The organism is Glycomyces albidus, assembly GCF_009451885.1.
GTDB classification, from domain to species: Bacteria; Actinomycetota; Actinomycetes; order Mycobacteriales; family Micromonosporaceae; genus Glycomyces; species Glycomyces albidus.
Genome location: NZ_WIAO01000014.1, coordinates 87,890 through 113,093, shown reverse-complemented (window position 1 = coordinate 113,093; position 25,204 = coordinate 87,890). Strand labels below are relative to the sequence as shown.

Genomic DNA, 25,204 nt, shown 5'->3' with positions numbered 1-25,204 from the left:
CGAGGATATCCCGGGTCAACCACTCCGGGAAAGGTCCCTAATGGAGTGGTGACGCTCCGTCGCCGGAAATAACGCCCCACAGTGGTGCAATACGGGACCTGCCGTGAGAAGACCCACCCGGTGCAACCCTGTGGTTCACTGAGGGCGTGGATGCGCACGACGGCGAGGGACTCCGGACGGTCGGCAGCCGGCTCAACTGGCTGCGGGCCGGCGTCCTCGGCGCGAACGACGGCATCGTCTCGGTCGCCGGCATCGTCATCGGCGTCGCGGGCGCGACGGCCGACCGCTCCACCATCCTCATCTCCGGCGTCGCCGGCCTCGTCGCCGGCGCGTTCTCGATGGCCGGCGGCGAGTACACCTCGGTCTCGACCCAGCGCGACACCGAGGCCACGCTCGTCGAGGCCGAGCGGCGCGAACTCGAGGAGAACCCCGACGAAGCCGAGGACGAGCTCGCCGAGAACCTCGAGCGCCGCGGCCTGTCCGCGCACACCGCCCGCAGGGCCGCCCGCGAGCTCTCCGAAGAGGACCCGCTGGGCGCCCACGCCCGCGTCGAGTTCGGGCTCGACCCCGACGACCTCACCAACCCCTGGCACGCCGCGATCTCGTCGTTCATCAGCTTCACGTGCGGCGCGCTGCTGCCGCTGCTCGCGATCACCCTCCTGCCCGACGGCATCCGCGTGATCGGCTGCGCGATCGCCGTCGTGGCCGCGCTGGCCCTGACCGGGTACACCTCGGCGCTGCTCGGCGGCGCCCCGAGGGCCCCGGCGATGCTGCGGATCACGGCCGTCGGCGCCGTCACGATGATCGTGACGTACGCGGTCGGCTCGGCGTTCGACGTGGCGATATAGCGCGGCCGGCTCGGCCGTCGACGTCGCGTACGAGCGCGGGCTGCGGCTCGCCGTGCGGTTCCGCCCGGCCCGCGGTTCGCCTACGCTGGAAGTGCCGACCCTGTCAGACCGCGTCCGGTGGAGGGAGGTGATCGTCGTGCAGGTGAAGAAGGGCGACCGGCTGCGCTTCCTGGGCCGCCAGGTCGGCATGAAGGACCATGTCGCCGAGGTCGAGGCGGTGCTGGGCGAGGACGGCGCGCCGCCGTACCGGGTGCGCTACGAGGACGGCCACGAGGCCGTCGTGGTCCCGGAGTCGGACTGCGTCGTGGAGCCCCGCGGGCTCAGAGCCAGTTGATGCGCCTGAACACCACCCACAGGACGACGGCCGAGACGACCATGACGCCCAGCGCCAGCGGGTAGCCGAAGGTCCAGTTCAGCTCCGGCATGTGGGTGAAGTTCATGCCGTAGATGGTGCCGACCAGGCCGGGCGCGAACAGGATCGCCGCCCACGAGCTGATCTTCTTGACCTGGTCGCCCTGCTCGTGCGTCTGCGCCGCGAGCGCGTGCATCTCCTCGTTCTGCGCCTGGGTCACGAGCGTGGAGTGCACGGTGAGCGCGTTCTGCAGCAGCGTGCGGAACGTGTCGGCGCGCTCGACGGTCCGGAGGACGTTGTCGAGCACGTCCCGCATGTCGCGGCGCAGCTCCAGGTCCACCGCGTACTTGTCGTACCCGGCCTCGAGGGATTTGAGGACGCCCACGAGCGGGTGCGTGGCCCGCTGGAACGCCATCGCCTCGCGCAGCAGCTCGTAGGTGCGCCGGGTGACGGCCGGGTCGCCGGAGAAGATGGCCTCTTCGATCTCGTCGATGTCGTTCTCCAGGCCGGAGACGACCGGCCGGTACCCGCGCACCACCTCGTCCATGACGGCGTACAGGACCGCCTGGGGCCCGAGCGCGCACAGCACCGGGTCGCCTTCGATGCGCTTGCGGACCTTCGCGAGGTCCGGGGACTCGGCGTGGCGGATGGTGATCGCGAAGTTCGGTCCGATGAACAGGTGGACCTCGCCGAACTCGACCTGCTCGGGCTCGTCCAGGTAGCGGGCCGCGCGCAGCACCACGAACAGGGTCTCGCCGTACCGCTCCAGCTTGGGGCGCTGGTGCCCGGTCCGCGCGTCCTGGATCGCGAGGTGGTGGAGCTCGAACTCCTCGGCGACCGAGGCGAGTTCGGCCGCGGTGGGGCGGTAGAGGCCGATCCACGCGAAGCCGCCGTTCTCGTGCAGGTCCTCGTAGGTCTGGTCGAGGGTCACGTGGTGGGTCTCGCGGGCGCCTTCGCGGTAGATGGCGCTGTCGACGATCGGCATGCGGCCAGTCTAGGGCGGCCCGCCACGGGCCCGACCGGACGCGAGGCCCGGTCGCGTCAGGATCGCGTCAGGATTCCCGGGACAGGTGCTCGACCGGCATCGTCAGGTACCGGTCGATGGTCGGGCCGACCGTCTCGGCCAGCTCCGCCTCGCTCAGCGACGCCATCGGCTCGAGTTTGAGGATGTACCGGGTCACGACCAGGCCGAAGATCTGGGAGGCGATGAAGTTCGCCCGGATCGGGATGTGGTCGACCTGGCCGCCCAGGGTCGACTCGACCGTCTTGACGATCCGGTGCTCGAAGAGCTGCCGCAGCACGAACGCCATGGCGGGCTTGGAGAGGCTCGTGCGCACCACGGCGAGGAGCTTCTCGTGGTGCGGGCCGTCCCAGATCGCGACGAACGCGTGCATGAGCCGCCCGCCCGCGCCGTCGACGTCGCCGCTCTTGAGCACGGCCTCGACCTCCGGGGCCGGGTCGAACGGGATCTCGATGGCGGCCATGAACAGCTCGTCCTTGGACCCGAAGTAGTGGTGGATGAGCGACGGGTCCACACCGGCCTCGCCGGCGATGCGCCGCATGGACACCGATTCGAAGCCCTCGTCCGCGAACAGGCGCCGGGCAGCGCTCAGGATCTCCGACCTCGTGTCGGGGTTCCCCGAGCGCCGCCCGGTCCGCTTGGTTCTCGCCACGTGAGGAACCTTAATCGGTCCGCCGCCTGAGGGTCGCGGCTCCGAGCACGGTTGCGACGACGACCGCACCGAGCACGACCGCGAGGTCGGCCCACATGTCCCCGGTGACGTCCGGGTTGAGCTGGACTTCGGTGAGCGCCTTGACCGCGTACGTGAGCGGCAGCGCGTCGGAGACGCCCTGGAGCCAGCCGGCCATCTGGTCGGCGGGCCAGATCAGCCCGCACAGGAAGAGCTGCGGCACCACGAACACCGGCATGAACTGGATCGCCTGGAACTCGGTCGTGGCGAACGCGGACACGAACAGCCCGAGCGCCATCCCGAACAGCGCGGTGACGATGCAGATGAGGAACACCGCCCACGTCGGACCGGCCGTGTCGAGCCCGAGGAACCAGAACGCGACGGTGGCCGCCACCGCGGTCTGGGCCGCGGCCGCGGTTCCGAACGCGATCGCGTAGCCGACCACCAGGTCGAGCTTGCCGGTGGGGGTGGTCATGAGCCGTTCGAGCGTCCCGCCGGTGCGCTCGCGCAGGAGCGTGATCGAGGTGATCATGAACATGAGCATGAAGGGGAAGGCGGCCAGCAGGATCAGGCCGGTCTGGTCGAAGACCCGCGGTGCCTCGTCCATGATGGCGCTGATCAGGGCGATGATGAGCGCCGGCACGGCCAGGATGAGCCCGACGGTGCGGTGGTCGTTGAGGAGCTGGCGCAGGATGCGCCCGGCGGTGATGAACGTGATCCGCGGCGACATGTCAGTTCACCCCTTCGAGTGCGCGGATGAGGTGGAGGAACGCGGCCTCGAGGTTCGCGGTCCCGGTGGCGGCGCGCAGGTCGGCCGGCGTGTCGTCGGCGATGAACACGCCGTCGCGCAGCAGCAGGAGCCGGTCGCAGCGGTCGGCCTCGTCCATGACGTGGCTGGAGACCAGCAGCGTGGCGCCGCCGGCGGCGAGGGCCCGGAACCGGTCCCACAGCTCCTCGCGGATCACCGGGTCGAGCCCGACCGTGGGCTCGTCGAGCACGAGCACCTCGGGTTCGATGACGAGCGCGCACGCCAGCGAGGTGCGGGTCTTCTGCCCGCCCGAGAGGTTCCCGGCGAGCTTGTCGGCGTGGTCGCCCATGCCGACGCCCTCGATGGCCTGCATGGCCTCGTGGCGGCTCCGGCCGTAGAGCGCCGCGAAGTAGGCGACGTTGGCCTTGACGGACAGGTCGCGGTAGATCGAGGCGTCCTGGGTCACGTAGGCGACGCGGCGGCGCAGCGGCTTCGTCCCGGCCGGGTGCCCGAGGACCTGCACGGTCCCGGACTTGACCTTCTGGGTGCCGACGATCGACCTGATGAACGTGGTCTTGCCCGAGCCCGAGGGCCCGAGCAGTCCGGTGACCGTGCCCGCCGAGATCTCGGTCGACACGCTTCTGAGCACCGGCTTCTTGCCGCGGTCGACCACCAGGTCGGTCACCACGATCGCGGGGGTGGACGGCATCGGGGCCTCCAAAGAATTCAACGAGTGATGAATTCACCGTAGCACAGGAATTCAACGCACGTTGAAATGCTACTCCTGGAACCGGCGGCACGCTTCCGTTCGCCCGCCTCGGGCACGACGAGGACCGGCCCCGCGTTCGTGGGCCGCGGGGCCGGTCTCATCGGAGGAGCAGGCCTTAGAGGACGCCCCGGTCCCAGGGGCCCCAGATCGCGATCGTGCGGGCCGGCTCGGCCCGGTCGCCGCGGGCCGCGCCGCGCAGGTTCGCGAAGAGCACCTTCCCGTCCGGCGAGAACACCGCTCCGCTCCACACGGCGGTGCCGTCGTGGCCGGCGACCTCGAGCAGCTCGCCGCCGCGCGTGAGCCCGCGCAGCACGGGCGCCTCGCGGCCGGTGCCCTCGCACAGCACCAGTCTCCCGGCCGGGGACACCGCGATGGCGTCCGGGAACGGCAGCAGCGCCGCGTCAGGGGACTCGAACACGAGCGTGAGCGTCCCGCCGCGAAGACCCCGCGGCCGGAACTCCCAGAGCTGGCCCTCGCCCTCATCGCCGCCCGAGACCGACGCGGCGTACACCGCGCCGTCCGCGGAGAAGCAGCCCTGGAGCCGGCCGAACACGGCCGCGCCCTGCGCCCAGCCCTGGTCGAACACCGCGTACGGGTTCGCCTCGGCGCCGGCCGGGTCGGGGTCGTCGACGTCGACCCACTCGACGTGGACGGCGCGCGAGGCGCGGCGGCCGCTGCGCGCGTCGGCGTTCCACTCGTCCGCGAACTTCAGCATCTGGAGCCGCCCGCCCTCGGCGAGCCGCCCCGGCACGTTCGGCAGGAACCGGTAGAACCCGGCCGAGTTCTGGTCCTCGGTCAGGTACACCGCGCCGGTGCGCGGGTCCACCGCGGCCGCCGCGTGCACGAACCGGCCCATCTCCTTGAGCGGCAGCGGCTCCGACTCCGCTTCGGCATCCGAGGGCACCTCGAAGACGTACCCGTGCGGGGCCTCCCAGCCGGCCGCGGTCCCGGCGGTGGCCTCCTCGCACGAGAGCCACGAGCCCCACGGGGTCGCGCCTCCCGAGCGGTTCGCGAGCGTGCCCGAGAGCGAGCGCCGCGCCCCCTCGAACGCGAACGCGCCGTCCTTCCAGGACACCGCCAAAGTCGTGGTGCCGCCCGCGGCGAGCGCGTCGTACCGGTGCTTGGCCTCGCCTGCGGCGACCTCCGGGACGCCGGTCACGCCGTGGCCGCGCACCAGGCGCCACTCGCCGCGGCGCCCGGTCGGGAAGCACGCCATGCCGCCGTGCGCCGGCGGCGTCGCCGACCCGTCGGCCAGCGGCGACCCCGCGACGGAGCACACCGCGAAGTCGAAGCCGTCCGGCAGCCGCAGCGTCTGCGCGAAACCGGAGTCGGCGTCGGTGCGGGTCAGCTCGCGCAGCGGCCCGTAGCCGCCGTTCCCGGGAGCGGTGCGCGGCTTCCGGCCGTCCGCGGCGCGCGCGGCCCGGACCGCGAGGCCCTCCACCGCCGAGGCCGCGAAGCCCCCGCCCGCCGAGGCCGCGCCGCGGCGCAGGAAGCTGCGGCGGTTCGAACCTTGCAGAGTCACCAAGACCTGGGCTCCTTCTGAGGAAGGTGAGGGGCGGGGCGGGCGTACCGGCCCGATCATCGCGGCCCAAAGGGTGGGGAAGGCAATCAGGACGTGAACGGAAAGTGACCGGTGGCATAAGGCTTCGACCTCCGCGAAACGTCGCACCAGGCTGACACAATGGGGCGTGTGAGCACGACCGACACGAACCAGCACCGCGAGGACCCGGACTTCGATTCGGCGAGGGCCCGGCACGAGACCCTCGCGGCCGAGATCACCGAGCACCGCCGCCGGTACTACGCCGAAGACGCGCCCACGATCTCCGACAGCCAGTTCGACGAGCTCATGCACGAACTGGTCGACATCGAGACCGCATACCCGCAGCTGAAGAACGAGGACTCGCCCACCCAGCAGGTCGGCACCTTCTCCGAAGCGTTCACCCCGGTCGTCCACCTCGAGAAGATGCTCAGCCTCCAGGACGTCTTCAGCCTCGACGAAGTGCGGGCGTGGGCCGACCGCATCACCGCCGAGGTCCCCGACGAGCCCTACCTCTGCGAGGTCAAGATCGACGGCCTCGCCGTCGACCTCGTCTACGAGCGCGGCCGCCTCACCCGCGCCGCCACCCGCGGCGACGGCACCACCGGCGAAGACGTCACCGCCAACGTCCGCACCATCGGCTCCGTCCCGCACCGCCTCAGCGAAGGCGACGGCTTCCCCGTCCCCGAGCTCCTCGAGGTCCGCGGCGAGGTGTACTTCCCGACCGCCGACTTCGAGCGCCTCAACGAAGCCCAGGTCGAGGCCGGCAAGGCCCCGTTCGCGAACCCGCGCAACGCCGCCGCCGGCTCCCTGCGCCAGAAGGACGCCGCCAAGACCGCCGAGCGGCCCCTCTCGTTCATCGCCCACGGCCTCGGCGCCCTCCAGGGCTTCCAGCCCGAGTCCCAGTCCCGGTCGTACGAGGCGCTCGCCGCCTGGGGCCTGCCCACCAGCCCCTACTGGCGGGTCGTCCCCACCATCGACGAGGTCTTCGCCTACATCGACGAGTTCGGCGGCAAGCGCCACGGACTCGTCCACGAGATCGACGGCGTCGTCGTCAAGATGGACGACTTCGGCGTCCAGCGCCGACTCGGCGCCACCAGCCGCACCCCGCGCTGGGCCGTCGCCTTCAAGTTCCCGCCCGAGGAGGTCAACACCAGGCTCCTCGACATCAAGGTCTCCATCGGCCGCACCGGCCGCGCCACCCCCTACGCCGTGCTCGAACCCGTCCGCGTCGCCGGCTCCGAAGTCGAGTTCGCGACCCTGCACAACGCCGACCAGGTCAAGGCCAAGGGCGTGCTCATCGGCGACACCGTCGTCGTCCGCAAGGCCGGCGACGTCATCCCCGAGGTCGTCGCCCCGGTCGCCGCCGCCCGCACCGGCGACGAGACCGAGTTCGTCATGCCCGAGCGCTGCCCCGAATGCGACTCCGTGCTCGCCCCCGCCGCCGAAGGCGACATCGACCTGCGCTGCCCCAACGGCCGCACCTGCCCGGGCCAGCTCCGCGAGCGCCTCGCGTACCTCGCGGGCCGCTCCTGCTTCGACGTCGACCGCATGGGCTACATCGCCTGCGCGGCCCTCGTACAACCGCTCGAGCCCGCCGAACCGGTCCTCACCGACGAAGGCGGCGTCTTCGACCTGCGCATCGAGCAGCTCCTGCCGATCCGCGTCGTCGTGCGCGACCCCGACACCGGCCTGCCGAAGGTCGACGAGAAGACCGGCCGGCCGAAGGTCGTCACCCCCTTCGCGAAGCAGCCGGACAAGAAGACCGGCGAGATCCTCCCGCGCAAGAACGCCGAGGAGATGATCCAGAACCTCGACAAGGCGAAGTCCCAGCCCCTGTGGCGGGTCGTCAACGCCCTCTCGATCCGCCACGTCGGCCCGGTCGCCGCCCAGGCCCTGGCCGAGCACTTCCGCGACCTCGACCGCATCCGGAACGCCGACGAGGCCGAGATCGCCGCCGTCGAGGGCGTCGGCCCCACGATCGCCGCGGCCATCAAGGACTGGTTCGCCGTCGACTGGCACCGGGAGATCGTCGAGCGCTGGCGCGCCGCGGGCGTGCGCATGCGCGACGAGGACCCCGACCCCTCCGAGGCGCTGCCCCAGACGCTCGAGGGCGTCTCGGTGGTCATCACCGGCGGCATTCCGGGGTACACCCGGGAGGGGGCGGCCGCGGCCGTGAAGGCCCGCGGCGGCAAGTCCACCTCCTCGGTCTCGAAGAAGACCGGGGTGGTCGTGGCGGGGGACAAGCCCGGGTCGAAATACGACAAGGCCGTCGAACTCGGCGTCCGGATCGTCCCGGGGGAGGACTTCGAGCGGCTCCTCGAGCACGGTCTGCCCGAGTCGGTAACGCAAAACGACGAGAACGAACCAGAATGATCACAAGTCGGTAACGATCCGTATTCCGTTGAGGGGGGAAGCTCGTTAGAACCAGGCAGAGTCGTCTCGTGGAAGCACGCCCCTGCCGCGGCCGCGGCTCGGAGCGGCCGCCCGAAGCGGCCGCCGGGTCCGAAACCGACCCGGGAGGTCGTGCCGCCGACGTACGGAGAACGGTTTCTGTCACGGACATGTCGCGCCTGGTCACAAGTGTGCCGCATGTGCCCCCAGCGTTGTCTGGGAGCGAAAATCGCGATATGACAGAGGAGTCGGCCACGACCGTCCCGAGGTGATTCTGGCGCGTCGCCGCGGAACGGTGTGGCAGTGGGAGGAGCGATATGGCCACGACGCTCATGCGCAACACTGCGCCGAGAGAGCATCCAGGCCGGTACTACGGCTTCATGTCGGCGGTCACCGTATTGGCGATCGCCGGCGCGGGGTTCACCGCCGTGCGCGCCGGCGCATTCGAGGGCGGCTGGTTCGACGTGCCCTTCGCGTTCTGGCTGACCGCCGGCCTCGCGCTCATCGCCGAGTTCCGCCCCACCCGCTGGGGCGGCCTGTGGATGTCGCCGATCGCGTCGATCTACCTCGTGTACGTGCTCGCCACCATGATCACCTGGGGCTTCCTCCCCGCCCTGGTGGTCCAGTCGGGCGCGATCGTGCTCCTCTCCGTCCAGATCGGCTCCTCGGCCTGGCGGATGGTCTTCAACGTCTCGCAGCAGGGCGTCGCCCTGTGCGTGGCCTGGCAGGTCTGGAGCGCGATCTCCGCCGAGGCCACCTGGAGCGGGGCCGCGCACCAGCTCCTCGCCGTCTTCGCGGCCGGCACCGCGTGGACCCTGACCAGCTCGGCCCTGGTGGCCGGACGCCAGAGCCTTCGCACCGGACTCGGATGGAGCGACCTCGCATTGCAGTGGCTCAAGAGCGAGTGGGCGCTGCGCGCCACCCAGGTCGCGATCGCGCCGATCCTCGCGACCGCCGCCATGTCCTCGTGGTGGCTGGTGGCCGCCTCGGCGATCCCGATCTTCAGCGTCTACCGGATCCTCCAGACCGCTGCCGACCGCGAGCGCGAGGCCGACCACGACCCGCTGACGGGACTGCTCAACCGCAAGGGCTTCCAGCAGGTCGTCGACGGCAAGCTCACCGACGCCGCCGAGACCGACACCGCGGTGGCGCTGCTCATCCTCGACCTCGACCGGTTCGCGGACGTCAACTCCGCGCTCGGCCACGAGGTCGGCGACCAGCTCCTGGTGGAGCTCGCGAAGCGCTTCACGACCGACACCCCGCCCGGCAAGGCCATCGCGCACCTGGGCGGCGACGAGTTCGCGTTCGTGTGGTCCGAGCTCGACGGCATGACCGACCCGATGGAGTGCGCCCGCGAGATCCGCGCCCGCCTGGACGCCCCGATCGTCCTGGGCGACGTCAGCCTCGAGATCGACGGCTCGGTGGGCGTCGCGGTGTTCCCCGACGACGGCGCCGACTTCCAGACCCTGTTCCGCCACGCCGACATCGCGATGTACGAGTCGAAGCAGCGGGCCGGCTCGTACACCCGCTACGGCGCCGAGTTCGACCACCACTCGCCCGAGCGGCTCCACCTCCTCGGCGACCTGCGTCGGGCCCTCGACCACCCTGACGCGCCCGGGGTCAACCTCTACTACCAGCCGCAGGTGCGCCTCGTCGACGGCGAGGTCATCGGCGCCGAGGCGCTGCTGCGCTACAGCCATCCCGAGCGCGGCATGGTCAACCCGTCCGAGATCATCGAGACCGCCGAGCACTCGTCGGTGATGCGGATGCTCACCGAGCGGGTCGTCGACATCGCCCTGCGCCAGCTCCGGGCCTGGAAGGAGGCCGGGTACGACCTGCGGATGGCCGTGAACGTCTCCGTGCGCGACCTCCAGTCGCCGGAGTTCACCGACTTCCTGACCGAGCGCATCGACGCGTACGGCGTGAACGCGAAGCGGTTCCAGCTCGAGATCACCGAGTCCGCGCTGATGGCCGACCCGAGGCGCGTGCTCCTCAACGTGCAGCGGCTCTCGGACCTGGGCGTGGGCATCAGTCTCGACGACTTCGGCACCGGGTTCTCCTCGATGCAGCACCTGCGCCGGCTCCCGGTCACCGAGATCAAGATCGACAAGTCCTTCGTGACCTCGCTGGTCGACGACCCGGACAACGCCGCGATCGTCTCGACCACGATCGACCTGGGCCGGGCCCTGGACGCCGAGGGCGTCGAGGACGACAAGGTCCGCAAGCAGCTCGACGACTGGGGCTGCCACGCCGGCCAGGGCTGGCACTTCGCGAAGCCGATGAGCGCCGACGCGTTCGAACGCTGGCTGGCCGACCGGCGCAAGGACCGCTGAAGCCGGTAGCGCCACAAGGGAGTTCGGCCGGGCCCGCCGACCTGTGCGCGCGGTTCCGGAACCTTGCTCGCGAATGTCGGTGGCCTGTGCGAAGCTGTCGTCATGAACATCGAAGTCAACGACGACGTGCTGGCCCGGTTCGAGCCGCACCGGCGCGAGCTGTGCGCCTACGCGTACCGCATGCTCGGTTCGTCCTTCGAGGCCGAGGACGCCGTCCAGGACGCGTTCACGCGCGCCTGGAAGTCCTACGACTCGTTCGAGGGCCGCTCCTCGCTGCGCTCGTGGCTCTACAAGATCACCACGAACGTCTGCCTGGACATGCTCAAGGGCCCGCAGCGGCGGGCCCGGCCGATGGACCTGGCCCCGGCCTCGGACGCCGGCGCGCCCCTGCCCGCGCCCGAGCCCGACTACCTGTGGGTCGAGCCGATCCCCGACTCGATGGCCTTCGGCGCCGACCCGGCAGCGGCCGCGGAGGCCAAGGACACGCTCCGCCTCGCGTTCGTCGCCGCCGTCCAGCACCTGCCGGCCAAGCAGCGCGCCGTGATGCTCATGCGCGAGGTCCTGCGCTTCTCGGCCGCCGAGACCGCCGAGGCCCTCCACCTCAGCCCGGCCTCGGTCAACAGCGCCCTCCAGCGCGCGAAGGCCACCATGGAGAAGGTCCACACCGAGCCCAAGCCCGAGTCGGCCGACCTGGACGACGCCGAGCTGCGCAAGCTCGTCGACGGCTACGTCAGCGCCTTCGAGGCGTACGACATGGACGCCCTCACCGCGCTGTGCACGCAGGACGTCGCCCTCTCGATGCCGCCGTTCCCGCTGTGGGTCCAGGGCCACGCCGGCGTCGCCGAGTTCATGCTCGGCACCGGCTCCACCTGCCGCGACTCCCGCCTGGTCCCCGTCGGTGCCAACGGCCTCCCGGCCTTCGGCCACTACCGCCCCAGCGGCGAGCCCGGCGTCTGGGAGCCCTGGTCGATCACGGTCCTCGAACTCGAGGACGGCAAGATCGCCGGCCTCAACTACTTCCTCGACACCGCCCGCCTCTTCCCCCTCTTCGGCCTCCCGAACGAGTACCGCGAGTAGCTGTCGCGTCCGTCGCGCCCCGGTCCGGTCGGGATTCGGCCGGGCCGGGGCGCAACCGTTCACGCCCCCGCGGGCGTGTCCACACTGAAGCGTCGAGCGACGCGGCACCGACACGCACCCGGTCGCACCCCGAGGAGTCCCATGCGAACCCCCGTCCGAACCCTGAGGGCGATCGCCGCCGCGGGAATCGCCGCGGCCGCGATCCTCACGGCCGCACCCGGCTTCGCCCAGGAACCCGAGCCCGAAGCCGAGCAGGACCTCGTTCCGCTCATTCCCCTCGAACTCGACTTCGAGCTCGCCGCCCCGCTGGCCGTCGGGAACAACCGGCTCACGATGGACTGGACGGCCGACTACCCGCCCTCGTACGAGGGCCTGCCGCTGACGATCTGGATCATGAACCACGAGAGCACGCTGTGGTTCTGGGAGCACCCCGATGAGGACCGCTGCAGGACGATCGCCGAAGGCGTCATCGAGTGCACCGTGAACCTCGGGGACGAGACCGCCGACGCACCGTTCGTCGTGAACGCCCACGTGTACGACCTTCCGATCCTGACGGACCGGGTCCCCTTCTCCGTGCGGACGTGGAGCGACCCCGTCGTGCACGACGTGTACTGGGATTCGCCGATGTACTACCTCTTCCTCGGCGAGGAGGGCGCCTACGAGGAGGGGGAGGAGCCCACCGACCCGCCGACCGAGCCGTCCCGGTCGCCGTCGCAGGACCCGACCTCCGCCGGACCGAGCGCGTCCGCCACCGCCACGCCGAGCGCGAAGCCCGACACCCTTCCCGCGACGGGGACGAGCTCCACCCTGCCGCTGGCCGTCGCCGCGACCGCGATCCTGACCGGCGCGGGTGCCCTCGTGCTCGCGCGTCGAAGAGCCGCCGAGCAGCGGTAGCCGCAAGCGCGGCGAGGCGAATGGAGGTGCTGTCCGAGCGGCGCAGCGTCCGGGCCGAGCTGCCCCTGTCGACCCGCCCCAGCAGGGAGACCCGCTACCGCATCGAAGACCCGTACCTGCGCTTCTGGCTCTACTTCCTGGCGGGGGCGATCTCCAAGGTGGAGCGCGGGCGGGGGGACCTGGTGCTCGAGTCGATCCGCAAGGGCTGGGCCTCATGGCGTGGTCGAGCAGTCGAACCGGTCGTCCGGGAGGCGCTGTGGCGGCTGGCACCGGAGCTGCTCCCCGAGGGCACCGATGCGGTCGGCGGGTACTGGACCAGGTCGAACAATCCGGAGATCGACATCGTCGGTGGTGACCGCGAGCCGGTCGCCAGGCGCGTCACGGTCGTCGGCTCGATCAAGTGGCTCGAGAACAAGCCGTTCGACCAGCGCGACTTCGCCGCTCTCGTCGCACACCGCGCCCGGCTCCCCGGCGCGGACGAGGACACGCCGCTGCTCGCGGTCGCCCGCTCCGGCTGCGGCATCGGCGCCGTCCGGTGCATCGGACCGGAGGAGCTGCTGCGCGCCTGGGGCGGTCCCTCCGCATAGGACCGCATGCCGACGGCCGCCCCGCATGAAGCGGGGCGGCCGTCGGCGTTCCTGGACTCCTCGGGGCGCAGGCTACTGCGGGTAGGGCATGTAGAACGGCTCCCACTGGTGGCCGTCGAGGTCGAGGAAGGTGCGGCCGTACATGCCGACCTCGGCCTCCTGGGTGCGGCGGTCGTTCTTGGAGGTCTCCTCGGTGCCGCCGGCCATGAGGGCGGCGTCGGTGAGGTCGTCGACGGCCTCGCGTTCGGGGAGGGCCAGGGCGTATGCGGCGGCCGAGTAGTTGGCGGTGTCGGCGATGGGGCGCTCGGCGAAGGTCGTGTAGAAGTCGCGGGCGAGGAGCATCACGCAGATGTTGTCGTCCACGACCACGCACGCGGCGTTCTCGTCCGTGAAGTCGGGGTTCACGCTCCAGCCGAGGGCGAGGTAGAAGTCCTTGGACTTCCGGAGGTCGGCCACGGGCAGGTTCAGGAAGATCATCTTGCTCGCCATCGGCTCACGCTTCTTTCCGGTCTCGGTGTGCCTTCCGAGTAATGACGAGTCCCGCTGGGCGGATTCATCGTTCGCGCCCGTACTTCCCGCCGGCGCCGTTCGCCGACCGCTCGCCGCCCGTTCGGCGGCGGCTCGGCGCAGACTCGCCGCAGGATGGCGACACTCCAGCGACGCGCGTCACATCAATACTTCACTCGGGCCACGCGGCCTCTTAGGTTCCTTGTAAACCCGTCACCGTGCCGACACGCGCCAGTCATGACGTCGACACGGCAACCCCTTCAAGGAGGAAGGCCCGATGGCAACGCCCACCCGCGAGGGACCCCCGCCCGAGGTCACCGACGAGCAGCTCGCCGCCATGCACGACGACCCCCGCTTCGCCGACCTCAAGCGCCGCCTGTACCGGTTCATCATCCCGGCGACGATCGGATTCCTCGCCTGGTACCTCCTCTACGTCCTCCTGTCCGCCTACGCCCGCGACTTCATGGGGACGGTCGTCTTCGGCAACGTGAACGTGGCGCTCCTCTTCGGCCTCGGCCAGTTCGTGTCGACCTTCGCGATCGCCTGGGGCTACTCCCGCTACGCCTCCCGCAACTTCGACCCCAAGGCGATCGAACTGCACGACGCCATCCATTACGGAGAGGACCGCTGATGGACATCCTCGCGCAGGCCGAAGGCTCCGGCCGCACGCTCACGATGGTCCTGTTCCTCGCCACCGTCGCCGTCACCATCGGCATCACGGTCTGGGGCCACCGGTACACCCGCACCGCCACCGACTTCCACTCCGGCGGGCGCAGCTTCTCCTCATGGCAGAACGGCTTCGCGATCGCCTCCGACTACATGTCGGCGGCGTCCTTCCTCGGCATCGCCGGCACCATCGCCCTGTTCGGCTACGACGGCTTCCTCTACTCGATCGGCTTCCTCGTCGCCTGGCTCGTGGCGCTGCTGCTGGTCGCCGAGATGCTGCGGAACACCGGCCGGTTCACCATGGCCGACGTCCTCTCGTTCCGGATGCGCCAGCGCCCCGTCCGCACCGCCGCGGCCGTCTCCACGCTGAGCGTCTCGATCTTCTACCTGCTCGCCCAGATGGTCGGCGCCGGCGCGCTCATCGCACTGCTCCTGGGCATCCAGGAGGGCGAGACCTACCTCGGCATGGACGCCGCGACCGCCAAGATCGCCGGCATCGTCCTCGTCGGGCTCATCATGACCCTCTATGTCGCGCTCGGCGGCATGAAGGGCAACACCTGGGTCCAGATCTTCCAGGCGATCATCCTGGTCGGCGGCGCGGCCGTCCTCACGATCATGGTGCTCGCCCAGTACGGGTTCAACGTCTCCGACCTCCTCGGCGACGCCGCCAGTGCGTCCGGCCAGGGCGCGGCCTTCCTCGAACCGGGGCTGCGCTACGGCGTCGAGGTGCCGGGGGACGCCGTCCAGACCATGTGGAACAAGCTCGACCTCGTGAGCCTCGGACTCGCCCTGGTGCTCGGCACCGCGGGCCTGCCGCACGTGCTCATCCGCTTCTACACCGTCCCCGACGCCCGGGTCGCCCGCAAGTCGATCAACTGGGGCATCGGCCTCATCGGCGCGTTCTACCTGATGACGCTCGTGCTCGGCTTCGGCGCCGCCGCGATCGTCGGGGTGGAGGCCATCACGGCGCAGAACCCGGCCGGGAACACCGCCGCCCCGCAGCTCGCCGAAGTCGTCGGCGGCGACGTCGGCGGCACCACGCTGGGTGCGGTCATGCTCGCGGTCATCGCCTCCGCGGCGTTCGCGGCGATCCTCTCGACGGTGTCCGGCCTGGTCATCGCCTCGTCCTCCTCGCTGGCCCACGACCTCTACAACGCGGTCATCCGGCACGGCAAGGCGACCGAGCGCGAAGAGGTCGGCGTCGCCAAGCTCGCCTCGATCGGCATCGGCGTCGTCGCGATCCTCCTGGCGATCTTCGCGCAGGACCTGAACGTGGCGTTCCTGGTGGGCCTCGCGTTCGCCGTGGCCGCCTCCGCCAACCTCCCCACACTGCTGCTGAGCCTGTTCTGGAAGCGGTTCAACACCAGCGGCGCCCTGTGGGGCATCTACGGCGGCCTGATCTCCTCGATCGCGCTCGTCGTGTTCTCCCCGGTCTTCTCCGGGGCCGAGACTTCGCTGCTCGGCGAAGGGGTCGACATCGCATGGTTCCCGATGTCGAACCCCGGCTTGGTGTCCATCCCGCTCGGTCTCATCTGCGCCGTGGTCGGCACGCGGATGAGCGACGAGTCCCGCTCCGACCGGTTCGCGACCCTCCAGGTGAGGGCGCTGACCGGGGCGGGATCCGAGCGGGCCGTGGATCACTGAGCCACGCGATGGCGGGGAGGGCCGGGGCGGCCCTCCCCGCCGGCCCCAAGGGCCTGGCCTGCCCGCTCTTCCCGCAGGCCAGGCCCGCAAGGCGTCCCCGGCGCGCCCGCCGCTCCCTCGGGCCCGTCCGCTGGACGGGCCCCGCTGTGCGCCACGTTACAGTGGCAGGGTGATCGCGCGATCCCCTCACCGCCAGCGACGGCGGACCGGCAGCGCGGCGACCCTCGCCGCGCTGCGCTTGTCGCGCCAGATCGGCGAAGCCCTCGCCGACGGGCTCACCGGCAAGGGCGCCCAGCTCGCCGCCCGCCGCCTGGCCCGGCTCCTCGCGGCGGACGCCGTCGCGCTGGCCGACTGCGAGAAGCTCCTGGCCACCGCCGGGAGCCTCGACCCCGACGCGGCCCAGGCGCTCCTGGTGGAGACGCTCGACGTCCTCGAACCGGTCACCGCGCCGCCGCTGCGCGCGGCCCCGCTCGTCGTCTCGGGCGACCTGGCCGGGTGCCTGCTCGTCTCGGGGGACGTCAGCGACGCCGACCTCGCCGAGGCCGCCGACCTCGTCGCCCGCGCGCTCGACCACGCCGACCTCGTCCGGGCCCGCGAACGCATCGCCGAAGCCGACCTCCGCACCCTCAGGGCCCAGATCTCGCCGCACTTCATGCACAACGCCCTCGCCGCCATCAGCGCCCACACCCGCACCGACCCCGAGCGCGCCCGCGAGCTCCTCACCGACTTCTCCGACTACCTCCGCTACTCGTTCGCGGGGACCGGGGACTTCGCGACGGTGGCCGACGAGCTCCACGCCGTCCAGACCTACCTCGAGCTCCAGCGGGCCCGCTTCGACGACCGACTCGACATCACCGTGCGCATCGCCCCGGAGGTCCTGCCCGTGCCCATCCCGTTCCTGGTGGTCCAGCCCATCGTCGAGAACGCCGTCCGCCACGGCTTCGAGTCCCGGCCCGGCACCGGCCACATCGCCGTTCGCGGCTTCTCCGAGGGGCCCCTGTGCGTCATCGAGGTCGAGGACGACGGCGCCGGGATGGACCCCGACGTGGCCAAGGCGATCCTGACCGGCAGCCGCGCCGGCTCGGGCCGCATCGGCCTCGCCAACGTCGACAAGCGCCTGCGGGCCGTCTACGGTCCCGAGTACGGCCTGTGGCTCGACACCGCGCCCGGCGCGGGCACCAAGGCCACCGTGCGCATCCCCCGCTACGCCAGAGGAGTCCACGCATGAGCAGCGCCCGCACCTTGACGCGCGCACATGTCGCGCGCCGCCCTGCGCCGGGAGTGTTCCTCGCCGAGCCGGGACGGAGTTCCGGCACCTTGATGCGGCCGCCTTTCGCGCGCCGTGCCTCGGCAGGACTTTTCTCCGAGCCGGAACGAAGTCCCCGCACCTTGTCGCTCTCACACGGCGCCCGCCGTGTCGCGGCGGGACGGCTTCGCGCGGAGTCGGAACGCGGCTCTCGCGCCCGGCCCGCTCGCCGACCGGACGGGAGCGGGCGATGAGCGGCGGTCTGCGCATCCTCGTCGTCGAGGACGAGCCCTCGACCCGCGCCGAGCTCGCCGGGCAGCTCGCCGAGCAGCCGAGCGTCGGCGACGTCCAGTGCGCCGCCGGCGGCGACGAAGCGGTGCGCCTCCTCGGCGAGGGCACCTTCGACGCCGCGTTCCTCGACATCGCCATGCCCGGCCTGACCGGGATCGACGTCGCCCGCATCCTGCGGCGGCTCTCGCACCCGCCCGCGATCGTCTTCGTCACCGCCTACGACAACCACGCCGTCGAGGCGTTCGGGCTCGGCGCGGTCGACTACCTGCTCAAGCCGTTCCGGCCCGAGCGACTCGCCGAGGCCGTCGCCCGCATCGGCCGCCGCTCCGGCCCGGCCCCGGCGGGGGACAAGGCCGACGACCTCGCCGTCGTCCAGGTCGAGCTCGCCGGGCGGACCGTGTTCGTGCGGCGCGACGACATCGCCTACGCCGAAGCCCACGGCGACTACGTGAGGCTCCACTCAGGACAGCACTCGCACCTGCTGCGCCAGTCCCTCACCTACCTCGAAGAGGTCTGGGACGCCGCTGGATTCGTGCGCGCCCACCGCTCGTTCCTGGTCAACCTCGCCGCCATCACCGAACTGCGCGTGACCTCCACGGCCGGCCTCGTCGCCGTCACCGGCGCCGGCGAAGTGCCCGTCAGCCGCCGCCACTCGCGTCTGCTGCGCGAACGCCTCCTCCAAGCGGTGCGCGGCGACTCATGACCCGCACGCGCCCGACCGCCGCCCCCCGCCGCCCGGCGGGGACGCCGCACCGCACCCGCTGCCCGGTGCCGGCGTGGCACTGGACGAGCCGCCGGCCAGAGGTGCCGCACCGCACCCGCTGCCCGATGCCGGAATTGCAATGGACCCGCCGCTCGGCTGGGGTGCCGCACCGCATCTGTCGCGCTATGCCGGAGTTGCATTGCACCCGCCGCGCGGTGGCGGCGTTGCCTCGGACCCCCTGTTCGATGACTGCACACCGGATGCGCCGCCCAGGTGTACCGCACCGCACCCGGTGCCCGATGGGATCGCCGCACCGCACCCGCCCGCCGCTCGCCGGACTGGAGTCCGCGCCGTGATCCAACGCGTCCGCGTCACGAGCCCCCAGACCCGCCTCGCGCAGCGGCGCGGGGCGGACGCCATGGGCCGGTTGAGCCACCTCGCCGGGCGGCCCCCGATCCCCTCCTCCGCGATCGACCTCGTCGCCGCCGAACGCGCCCTCCGACGCCAGCGCCGCCTCGCCGCCGGCACCGCCGCCGCGCTCGCCGTCGCACTAGCCGCGCTGCTCACCGCCGCCGCGGTCGTCCCCGGCCGGCTCGGCTGGGCCGTCCTGTTCTTCGCGCCCTACCCGGTCCTCCTGGTCCTCGCCGCCGTCCACGTGCGCCGCGCCGAACGCGTCGAGGCCGACCACGACACGGACGGCCCCTGATGCTCGGCCTGGCCGCGATCATGCTGGTGCTCATCGCCAGCGTCGTCATCGGCGTGTGGGGCGTGCGCGCCGCCCGCTCCACACCGGACTTCCTGGTGGCCTCCCGCTCGATCGTGCCCGGCTGGAACGCGCTCGCGATCGCGGGGGAGTACGTCTCGGCCGCTTCGGTACTCGGCCTCGCGGGCCTGCTCGTCAAGAACGGCGTCGGCGCGATGTGGTACGCCGTGGGCTTCACCGCCGGGTACGTGCTCGTCGCGGCCCTCGTCGCCGGGCCGATGCGCCGCAGCGGCGCCTACACCGTCCCCGACTTCGCCGAGTACCGGCTCGGCTCACCGCGCATCCGCCGCATGTGCGGCCTCGTCGTCCTGGTGATCATGCTGCTGTACCTGCTGCCGCAGTTCAAGGCCGCCGGAGTCGTCCTCGAACTCGTCTCCGGCATCCCGTACTGGATCGGCGTCATCGGCGCCGGCCTCGTCGTCTCCTCCACGATCGCGGTCGGCGGGATGCGCTCGGCGACCTACGTGCAGGCGTTCCACTACATCGTGAAGCTCGTGTTCATCGCCGGCCCCGCGATCGTGCTCATCGTCCTGGCCGGAACCGACCGCCGCGAAGCCGCCCTCGCCACCACCGGCCCCGACCCGGACTGGGCCCGGCCGCTGCTCGACCTCGACGGCTCGGGCCACTCGGTCCTGGCGACCGTGTCGGTCCTGGTGGCGACCACCTTGGGCGCCATGGGACTCCCGCACGTCGTGATGCGCTTCCACACCGTCGCCGGCGCCCGCGCGGCCCGCCGGGTCGCCGTCTCGGTGATCGTCCTGCTCAGCCTGTTCTACCTGTTCCCGATCGTCTACGGCCTCCTGGGACGCATCGTCGTCCCGAACCCCGAGGAGACCGACGTCGTCCCGGTGCTCGTGCCCGAGGCGATCGCGCCGGGCACCGTGGGCGCGGTCCTCACCGCGCTCGTCGCCGCGGGCGCGTTCGCGGCGTTCCTGTCGACGTCCTCGGGGCTGCTGCTCGCGCTCGCCGGGGGCCTCTCGCACGACCTGTTCGGCGGCTCGCTCTCCAAGCTGCGCCTGGGGGTCCTCGCCGGCACCGCCCTCGCGGTGGTGCTGTCGCTCCCGGCCGCCGACGTCGATATCAACGTCCTGGTCGGCTGGGCCTTCGCCGTCGCCGCCTCCACGTTCTGCCCGCTGCTGACCCTCGGGATCTGGTGGCGCGGCCTCACCGCGACCGGCGCCACGGCCGGGCTTCTCGTCGGCGCCGCCTCCTCCACCGGCGCGGCGCTGGCGTCGGTGATCCTCGACCTGCCGCCCGGCACCTGGTCGATCCTGCTCGCGCAGCCGGCACTGTGGACGGTCCCGCTGGCGTTCGCGACGATGGCCGCCGCGTCCCGGCCCGGCTCGGTCCCCGACTGGGCCGGCGAGGCCGTCCTTCGCCTGCACGTGCCCGGGCGCTACTCGACCGGCGACACCGGCCCGATCCGCGTCAGGGACCGCGGCGCCGCCTCGAGGTGAGGGGCGGGGCGCACCGGCGGCCGCGATAACCGCTCGACACCGATCGCCCCGTCGGGTAACCTGGCCGCCATGTCAGGATCACCGGGGTTGAACGCGTGCGCCGCGTTCGGTCCGACCTTCTTCATTCGGCTGCGCGCGGCGGCCTAGGCCCCGCACGCGCTCTCTTCCCGGCTGCCGCCGGTCTTGAACGGTGCCTTCTGCACGCACCGCTGCGCCGCTGCGCGGTCTAGGCGAATCGATCGACCTGATTCGACTACTCCGCCTGGAGGATTCCGATGTCCCGCAGCCAGTTCCCGCGCGCCCGCGAGTCCCGCGGCGTCTCCGACCGCAAGCGCCTGTCCCAGAACTTCCTCGCCGACGCGCACCTGGCGCGCCGCCTCGCCGCGGACGTCGGACCCGACGACCTCGTCGTCGAGGCCGGCCCCGGCGGCGGCATGCTCACCGGGCCGCTCCTGGACCGCGCCCGCCGCGTGATCGCCTACGAGAAGGACCGGCACTTCGCCGAGCGCCTGCGCTCCCGCTTCGGCCACCACGAGCACTTCCGGCTCCACACCGGCGACTTCCGCGACGCCCGTCCGCCGCGGGAGCCGTTCCGCGTCGTCGCCAACGTGCCCTTCGCGATCACCACCGACATCGTCCGCTGGTGCCTGGACGCCCGCTCGCTCACCACCGCGAGCCTGGTCGTCCAGCTCGAGTTCGCCCGCAAGCACACCGGCGATTACGGCCGCTGGTCCAAACTCGCCGTCGACGCCTGGCCCGAGCACGAACTCGCGCTCGGGATGCGCATCGGCCGCCACCGGTTCCGGCCGGTCCCCAAAGTCGACGCGGCCGTCCTCCACCTGCGACGGCGGCCTGAGCCGCTGCTGCCCCGGCGCGACCTCGCCGACTACCGCGACCTGGTCGCCCTCGGCTTCACCGGCATCGGCGGCTCCCTCGCGGCCTCCCTGCGCCAGGCCGTCCCCGCCCGCGCCGCGGCCCGCGCCTGCGCCGAGGCCGGCATCGCGAAGGACGCCCCGGTCGGCCTCGTCCCGCCCGACCGCTGGATCGCCCTCTACAAAGCGCTCACCCGCTAGCGGAAGGGCGAGCCGGACCGGTTGCGCAAGGGCGCGCCGGCCCGGCCGTCCTCACCGGCGGCGGAACGGGCGCGCCGGACCGGTCGCTGCACTCGGCCGGTCCGGCTCGTCCGTTTCCTGCGCTGTCGGCGCCCCCTTATGCCGTTCCCGTACCAGGGGCCTCCCGCGTTTCGGCTTGAGCCGCACACCATGGGCGGCTCACACCCGGATCCACCGGACGGGCCCGATCCGATTAAGGTTGAATCGCCCGGCCCGGAACCCCCTCTGTTGGAGCCATTCATGAGCGAAGCCATCTGGATCGAGCTGATCAAGGTGCTCCCCGCCTTCCTCTGGATCGGTTTCGGGTTCATCGCGCTGGCCGTCGCCAAGCGCATCTTCACGCAGCAGGCCCCGCGAATGACCAAGGTCGAGACCCCTTGGGTCACCGTCGAACTCGCACAGCAGGCCATCGAGGAGGCGTCCCACCGCAGCCCGCAGCCGCCTCTGCCGGACTGGAACGCGGCCTTCCAGGCGCCGCCGCCGGTCCAGCAGCCGGCCTACGGCGTCCCGTCGCAGTTCGGGAGCGCACCGGGCAGCGCCCAGCCGTACGGCGTCGCACCGGGCGGCCCTCAGCCCTACCGCGCCGCACCGGGAGGTGCTGCGCCCTACGGCGTCGCCGCTCCCGGCGGCCGGCAGGCCGGGACCGACACGGGGGCGTCCGCCCGGGTCGCGCCGCCGAAGCAGGTGCTCGACACCGCCGACGAAGCGGACGAGACCTCCGAGGAACCGGTCCAGACCGAGCCCGCCCCCCTCCGCCCCCCGAACACCCCGCCGGCCGACGAGCCGGCGACCGGAGCGAACGCCAACGGCGCCAAGCCGAACGACGACCCCGCCGGCCCCCTCACCGAGCCGCGCCCGGCGAACCCCGACATCCCGGCCTACCAGTTCGCGCCGCCGCCGACCACGTACTACGCCCCGCCGCTGCCGAACAACCAGAGCGCCTACCCCGGATCCGTCCCGCTCCCGCCGTACCAGCAGCCGCCCGCGTACACCTCGGCCGACGCCCAGCGCGGCCTCCGCGCGGCCACCCGCCTCGCACTCTCGGCCGACCTCCTCAACGGCGGCGCGATCCTCTGGGTCGACGACCACCCGGAGGGGAACGAGTCGCTCATCCGTCTCTTCAGGACCGCCGGAATCACCGTGGACGCCGTCGTCTCCACAGCCCGTGCCGTGCTGGCGCTCAAGGAGAAGCCCTACGACCTGGTCATCACCGACATGAGGCGCGGTTCCGAAGCCGATGGGGCGACCGCCGGCATTGTCCTCCTCGACCGCATGGTCGAAGCCGGCGTACCGACTCCAGGGATCATCTACTCGAGCGATCTCGGAGCGATTCCGAGCGTCCACCCGCGCGCCGCGAAGGTCACCGACAGCCCCGAGGAACTGGTGGACGCGGTGGTCGACTTCGTCGGCACGCGCCGCAGCCGGCTCGCACAGAACCAGGGCGGCACCTGGCTCGACCGGCTCAGAGGCGACTAGCGCCGATCAGAGGCGAGCCCCGGCCGCTGCGGCGCCGCCGGCTCGCCCGACGGTCCCGGACGCGAAGCGGCGGGCGGGGCCATTGTGTGGCCCCGCCCGCCGGTCTTTCCTTCTCGAGCTCTGTCAGCTCCGCTTGTACTGCTCCCACCAGGTGAACGAGCCCCGGTAGGCGCTGGGGGTGTTGTCGGCCGCGTGGCTCGCGAGGCCGTTCTTGCCGTAGAAGTAGTCGTGGACCTGCGCGCGGGCGACGTCGACCATGTCGGTGTCGCCGATCGCATTGGCGTGGATGTGGTAGCTGAAGCCCTGTTCAGGCGTGCGCAGCCAGGCCGCGAAGCCGACGTCGCGGAGGGCCTTGACGGTCTGCCAGCGCTGGGTCGCCGTCATGCCGGACACGCTGACGTCGACGACCCCGCCGCCGTCGTGCGTGCCCGCCGAGCTCGGGTTCCCGGTGGTGTAGGAGCCCTGCGTGAGGGCGAGGCTCCAGGAGAGCTTCGCGTCGGCGGCGGCGAGCATGTTCCTGGTGCGGGTGTTGACCCGCCTGCCGCCGTAGGAGTCCGAGTTCGATCCGATGCTGACCTGGCGGGTCACGGAGAACACGCCGGTGTCGGTGCCGAGCTTCGTCAAGGAGGTGGGACCGGGGATGCCGTTGGCGTCGAGGCCGCTGTACCCGAGGGACCGCTGCCAGGCCGCGTACGCGGCGATCGTGGAGCTGCCGTAGTGACCGTCCACGTAGGACGCAGCGAGGAAGTTCTTGGCGTCGAGCGCCTGCTCGACGGCCTTCACCGACGCCGCCGCGTTGAGCGTGGTTCCGGTGCCGGACTTCTGCGGGTCGACCATCGCGGCCACGAGCACGAGCTCCATGTCGACCGTCGTCGCCGCGCTCGCCGACTGGAGGGCGAACACGGAGGGGACGGCGGCGGCGGTCACCGCGCCGCCGACCATCAGGGCGCGGGAGAGCACCCAGCGTCGGGAGCGGGGGATCCGCGAGTCTTGGTGGGTCATGCGATTGCGTCCCTTCGGAATTCCTGGTGCGGCGGTGCCGATGGGCCGCCGCGGGCGGACCGGGGATCGGTCGGGGTTGAAGCTGAGCCGAGGTGATTCAGACCATAGCGGAGTTTTTCTTCGTTGAGAAGCACTCTGATGAAATAAAACTCCATGTAATCGGTTCCGGACCCGTTCGCTCCGTTGGGCGGACGGTCCGATCCGGGCCTCGGCCGGCGCGGCAGGCCCTACACCGCCAGCGCGCTCACGTCCTCGATGAACCGCTCGGGATCGCTCAGATGCGGGAACCGGTCCCCGGTCCCGTAGACCGCGCACACCGCGCCCGGGACCCGCGCCTCCAGCCACGCCGGGTAGCCGGGCGCCGGAGCCGACCCGAACACCGCGAGGTACCGGCACTCGATCCGCCGCGGCCCGGCCGCGATCTCGGCCAGCGCCGCATCCGCGTCCGGGTCCCCGCCCGGACCGTCGAGCGCCTGCTCGACGCTCACCACCCCGTGCGCCACATACCGGGCCGCGAACAGCGACGCGACGATCGCGGCCCGCCCGTGCCCGACGACCACCGGCGCCCGCGTCCCCAGGTTCGCGACGAACTGCGCGAGCGTCTCGGCCTGGTCGCCGATCGGCCCGTCCTCGGGCAGGTCCAGCACTGCCACCGCGAGGTCCTCGGCGAGGCGCGCGGCCACCGGCCACCACGCCGAGCGGTCGTCACCGCTCTCGGTCAGCAGCAGCACCGGCCGGCCCTCGGCGCCCCAGCGCTCGCCGGTCCACTCCGGCTCCGGTTGGCGCAGCAGGTCTTCGGAGTGCAGCGTCGGCACGAGATCGCTCCAGTCGGTCGTTGCGGTGGCGGAAGGCGGTCGCCCGCCGGCCCGGACGGCGCCGGGCTGGAGCGCGACAGCCGTGCGATGCGCGTCGGCGGTGACGGGCCTGCAGAGGGTCGGGCCGTCGCGGTGCGCTGCGGCCCAAGGCGTTTCCGATGGGTATGTGAAACGTGAGCAGTGTACGGGATCGGTGCGCGGAAAGCGCCGATCGGTCCGCGTACGTCCGCGATGCGGCCCCCGCCGGCCCGATCGTGTTCGCCCACGGCGGAACACCAGGTCAAAGCTCACA

Annotated in this window: 23 protein-coding genes; 15 read left to right on the top strand and 8 right to left on the bottom strand. The window is 71.9% G+C overall.

Annotated features, from left to right (window positions below; genetic code table 11):
- The first annotated feature begins 146 nt into the window (after window positions 1-146).
- Both GFD30_RS13245 and GFD30_RS26990 read left to right on the top strand, forming a co-directional pair.
- A complete protein-coding gene (locus GFD30_RS13245) occupies window positions 147-848 on the top strand; it encodes a VIT1/CCC1 transporter family protein (protein ID WP_322633221.1) in 702 nt (233 codons plus the stop codon).
- Between the two features lie 91 nt (window positions 849-939).
- A complete protein-coding gene (locus GFD30_RS26990) occupies window positions 940-1,182 on the top strand; it encodes a DUF1918 domain-containing protein (RefSeq protein WP_322633220.1) in 243 nt (80 codons plus the stop codon).
- On the opposite strand, the gene GFD30_RS13235 is transcribed toward GFD30_RS26990, so the two are convergent.
- The 5 genes from GFD30_RS13235 to GFD30_RS13215 form a co-directional block, all read right to left on the bottom strand.
- Window positions 1,169-2,185, bottom strand: a complete 1,017-nt coding sequence (locus tag GFD30_RS13235; protein ID WP_153025676.1) for a magnesium and cobalt transport protein CorA — start codon at window positions 2,183-2,185, stop codon at window positions 1,169-1,171. The two genes, GFD30_RS26990 and GFD30_RS13235, sit on opposite strands and share 14 nt — an antisense overlap.
- 67 nt (window positions 2,186-2,252) lie before the next feature.
- Window positions 2,253-2,873, bottom strand: coding sequence for a TetR/AcrR family transcriptional regulator (locus GFD30_RS13230; RefSeq protein ID WP_153025675.1), 621 nt, complete (start codon window positions 2,871-2,873; stop codon window positions 2,253-2,255).
- A gap of 10 nt (window positions 2,874-2,883) precedes the next feature.
- Window positions 2,884-3,621, bottom strand: coding sequence for an ABC transporter permease (locus GFD30_RS13225; RefSeq protein WP_153025674.1), 738 nt, complete (start codon window positions 3,619-3,621; stop codon window positions 2,884-2,886).
- Window position 3,622: 1 nt separating this feature from the next.
- A complete protein-coding gene (locus GFD30_RS13220) occupies window positions 3,623-4,348 on the bottom strand; it encodes an ABC transporter ATP-binding protein (protein WP_153025673.1) in 726 nt (241 codons plus the stop codon).
- 175 nt (window positions 4,349-4,523) lie between these two features.
- The gene (locus GFD30_RS13215; protein WP_322633224.1) at window positions 4,524-5,930 is read right to left on the bottom strand and encodes an alkaline phosphatase PhoX; all 1,407 of its coding nucleotides are present in this window, start codon (window positions 5,928-5,930) and stop codon (window positions 4,524-4,526) included.
- A 168-nt stretch (window positions 5,931-6,098) separates the two neighbouring features.
- Between GFD30_RS13215 and ligA the strand changes: the two genes are divergently transcribed.
- The 5 genes from ligA (at window position 6,099) to GFD30_RS13190 (ending at window position 13,230) form a co-directional block, all read left to right on the top strand.
- Complete coding sequence (gene ligA / locus GFD30_RS13210) at window positions 6,099-8,321, top strand: NAD-dependent DNA ligase LigA (RefSeq protein ID WP_322633219.1); 2,223 nt, start codon at window positions 6,099-6,101, stop codon at window positions 8,319-8,321.
- Between the two features lie 335 nt (window positions 8,322-8,656).
- A complete protein-coding gene (locus GFD30_RS13205; protein WP_153025670.1) occupies window positions 8,657-10,672 on the top strand; it encodes a putative bifunctional diguanylate cyclase/phosphodiesterase in 2,016 nt (671 codons plus the stop codon).
- A gap of 102 nt (window positions 10,673-10,774) precedes the next feature.
- Window positions 10,775-11,749 carry a sigma-70 family RNA polymerase sigma factor gene (locus tag GFD30_RS13200; protein ID WP_153025669.1) on the top strand — a complete coding sequence of 325 codons (975 nt, stop codon included), beginning with the start codon at window positions 10,775-10,777 and terminating at the stop codon, window positions 11,747-11,749.
- 141 nt (window positions 11,750-11,890) lie between these two features.
- A complete protein-coding gene (locus tag GFD30_RS13195) occupies window positions 11,891-12,643 on the top strand; it encodes an LPXTG cell wall anchor domain-containing protein (RefSeq protein WP_153025668.1) in 753 nt (250 codons plus the stop codon).
- 20 nt (window positions 12,644-12,663) lie between these two features.
- Window positions 12,664-13,230 carry a DUF234 domain-containing protein gene (locus tag GFD30_RS13190; RefSeq protein WP_153025667.1) on the top strand — a complete coding sequence of 189 codons (567 nt, stop codon included), beginning with the start codon at window positions 12,664-12,666 and terminating at the stop codon, window positions 13,228-13,230.
- Window positions 13,231-13,302: 72 nt separating this feature from the next.
- On the opposite strand, the gene GFD30_RS13185 is transcribed toward GFD30_RS13190, so the two are convergent.
- Complete coding sequence (locus tag GFD30_RS13185) at window positions 13,303-13,719, bottom strand: VOC family protein (RefSeq protein WP_153025666.1); 417 nt, start codon at window positions 13,717-13,719, stop codon at window positions 13,303-13,305.
- Window positions 13,720-14,014: 295 nt separating this feature from the next.
- On the opposite strand from GFD30_RS13185, the gene GFD30_RS13180 reads away from it, so the two are divergent.
- The 8 genes from GFD30_RS13180 (at window position 14,015) to GFD30_RS13145 (ending at window position 23,095) form a co-directional block, all read left to right on the top strand.
- Window positions 14,015-14,368, top strand: a complete 354-nt coding sequence (locus GFD30_RS13180) for a DUF485 domain-containing protein (RefSeq protein WP_153025665.1) — start codon at window positions 14,015-14,017, stop codon at window positions 14,366-14,368.
- Window positions 14,368-16,047 carry a solute symporter family protein gene (locus tag GFD30_RS13175; protein ID WP_153025664.1) on the top strand — a complete coding sequence of 560 codons (1,680 nt, stop codon included), beginning with the start codon at window positions 14,368-14,370 and terminating at the stop codon, window positions 16,045-16,047. The genes GFD30_RS13180 and GFD30_RS13175 overlap by 1 nt, the downstream gene beginning before the upstream one ends.
- Before the next feature lie 232 nt (window positions 16,048-16,279).
- Entirely contained in the window at window positions 16,280-17,275 is a 996-nt protein-coding gene (locus GFD30_RS13170) for a sensor histidine kinase (RefSeq protein ID WP_153025703.1), read from the top strand.
- A 268-nt stretch (window positions 17,276-17,543) separates the two neighbouring features.
- Window positions 17,544-18,287 (top strand): LytR/AlgR family response regulator transcription factor, encoded by a 744-nt coding sequence (locus tag GFD30_RS13165; RefSeq protein ID WP_153025663.1) that lies wholly within the window; start codon window positions 17,544-17,546, stop codon window positions 18,285-18,287.
- Between the two features lie 352 nt (window positions 18,288-18,639).
- Complete coding sequence (locus tag GFD30_RS13160; RefSeq protein ID WP_153025662.1) at window positions 18,640-18,993, top strand: hypothetical protein; 354 nt, start codon at window positions 18,640-18,642, stop codon at window positions 18,991-18,993.
- The gene (locus tag GFD30_RS13155) at window positions 18,993-20,507 is read left to right on the top strand and encodes a sodium/solute symporter (RefSeq protein ID WP_153025661.1); all 1,515 of its coding nucleotides are present in this window, start codon (window positions 18,993-18,995) and stop codon (window positions 20,505-20,507) included. The genes GFD30_RS13160 and GFD30_RS13155 overlap by 1 nt, the downstream gene beginning before the upstream one ends.
- Before the next feature lie 275 nt (window positions 20,508-20,782).
- A complete protein-coding gene (gene erm / locus GFD30_RS13150) occupies window positions 20,783-21,580 on the top strand; it encodes a 23S ribosomal RNA methyltransferase Erm (protein WP_153025660.1) in 798 nt (265 codons plus the stop codon).
- A gap of 279 nt (window positions 21,581-21,859) precedes the next feature.
- Window positions 21,860-23,095 (top strand): DNA-binding transcriptional response regulator, encoded by a 1,236-nt coding sequence (locus GFD30_RS13145; RefSeq protein ID WP_194201954.1) that lies wholly within the window; start codon window positions 21,860-21,862, stop codon window positions 23,093-23,095.
- 123 nt (window positions 23,096-23,218) lie between these two features.
- On the opposite strand, the gene GFD30_RS13140 is transcribed toward GFD30_RS13145, so the two are convergent.
- Complete coding sequence (locus tag GFD30_RS13140) at window positions 23,219-24,097, bottom strand: peptidoglycan-binding protein (protein ID WP_153025658.1); 879 nt, start codon at window positions 24,095-24,097, stop codon at window positions 23,219-23,221.
- Window positions 24,098-24,324: 227 nt separating this feature from the next.
- Window positions 24,325-24,912: an alpha/beta fold hydrolase gene (locus GFD30_RS13135; protein WP_153025657.1), complete on the bottom strand. Its 588-nt coding sequence runs from the start codon at window positions 24,910-24,912 to the stop codon at window positions 24,325-24,327.
- Window positions 24,913-25,204 lie beyond the last annotated feature (292 nt).

Bases quoted from the DNA above. Each gene is read 5' to 3' on its own strand.
- GFD30_RS13220 (WP_153025673.1), bottom strand. From the start codon at position 4,348: ATGCCGTCCACCCCCGCGATCGTGGTGACCGACCTGGTGGTCGACCGC.
- GFD30_RS13145 (WP_194201954.1), top strand. From the start codon at position 21,860: ATGAGCGAAGCCATCTGGATCGAGCTGATCAAGGTGCTCCCCGCCTTC.
- erm (WP_153025660.1), top strand. From the start codon at position 20,783: ATGTCCCGCAGCCAGTTCCCGCGCGCCCGCGAGTCCCGCGGCGTCTCC.
- GFD30_RS13195 (WP_153025668.1), top strand. From the start codon at position 11,891: ATGCGAACCCCCGTCCGAACCCTGAGGGCGATCGCCGCCGCGGGAATC.
- GFD30_RS13185 (WP_153025666.1), bottom strand. From the start codon at position 13,719: ATGGCGAGCAAGATGATCTTCCTGAACCTGCCCGTGGCCGACCTCCGG.
- GFD30_RS13225 (WP_153025674.1), bottom strand. From the start codon at position 3,621: ATGTCGCCGCGGATCACGTTCATCACCGCCGGGCGCATCCTGCGCCAG.
- GFD30_RS13235 (WP_153025676.1), bottom strand. From the start codon at position 2,185: ATGCCGATCGTCGACAGCGCCATCTACCGCGAAGGCGCCCGCGAGACC.
- GFD30_RS13165 (WP_153025663.1), top strand. From the start codon at position 17,544: ATGAGCGGCGGTCTGCGCATCCTCGTCGTCGAGGACGAGCCCTCGACC.
- GFD30_RS13200 (WP_153025669.1), top strand. From the start codon at position 10,775: ATGAACATCGAAGTCAACGACGACGTGCTGGCCCGGTTCGAGCCGCAC.
- GFD30_RS13155 (WP_153025661.1), top strand. From the start codon at position 18,993: ATGCTCGGCCTGGCCGCGATCATGCTGGTGCTCATCGCCAGCGTCGTC.
- GFD30_RS13205 (WP_153025670.1), top strand. From the start codon at position 8,657: ATGGCCACGACGCTCATGCGCAACACTGCGCCGAGAGAGCATCCAGGC.
- GFD30_RS13190 (WP_153025667.1), top strand. From the start codon at position 12,664: ATGGAGGTGCTGTCCGAGCGGCGCAGCGTCCGGGCCGAGCTGCCCCTG.
- GFD30_RS13140 (WP_153025658.1), bottom strand. From the start codon at position 24,097: ATGACCCACCAAGACTCGCGGATCCCCCGCTCCCGACGCTGGGTGCTC.
- GFD30_RS13175 (WP_153025664.1), top strand. From the start codon at position 14,368: ATGGACATCCTCGCGCAGGCCGAAGGCTCCGGCCGCACGCTCACGATG.
- GFD30_RS13180 (WP_153025665.1), top strand. From the start codon at position 14,015: ATGGCAACGCCCACCCGCGAGGGACCCCCGCCCGAGGTCACCGACGAG.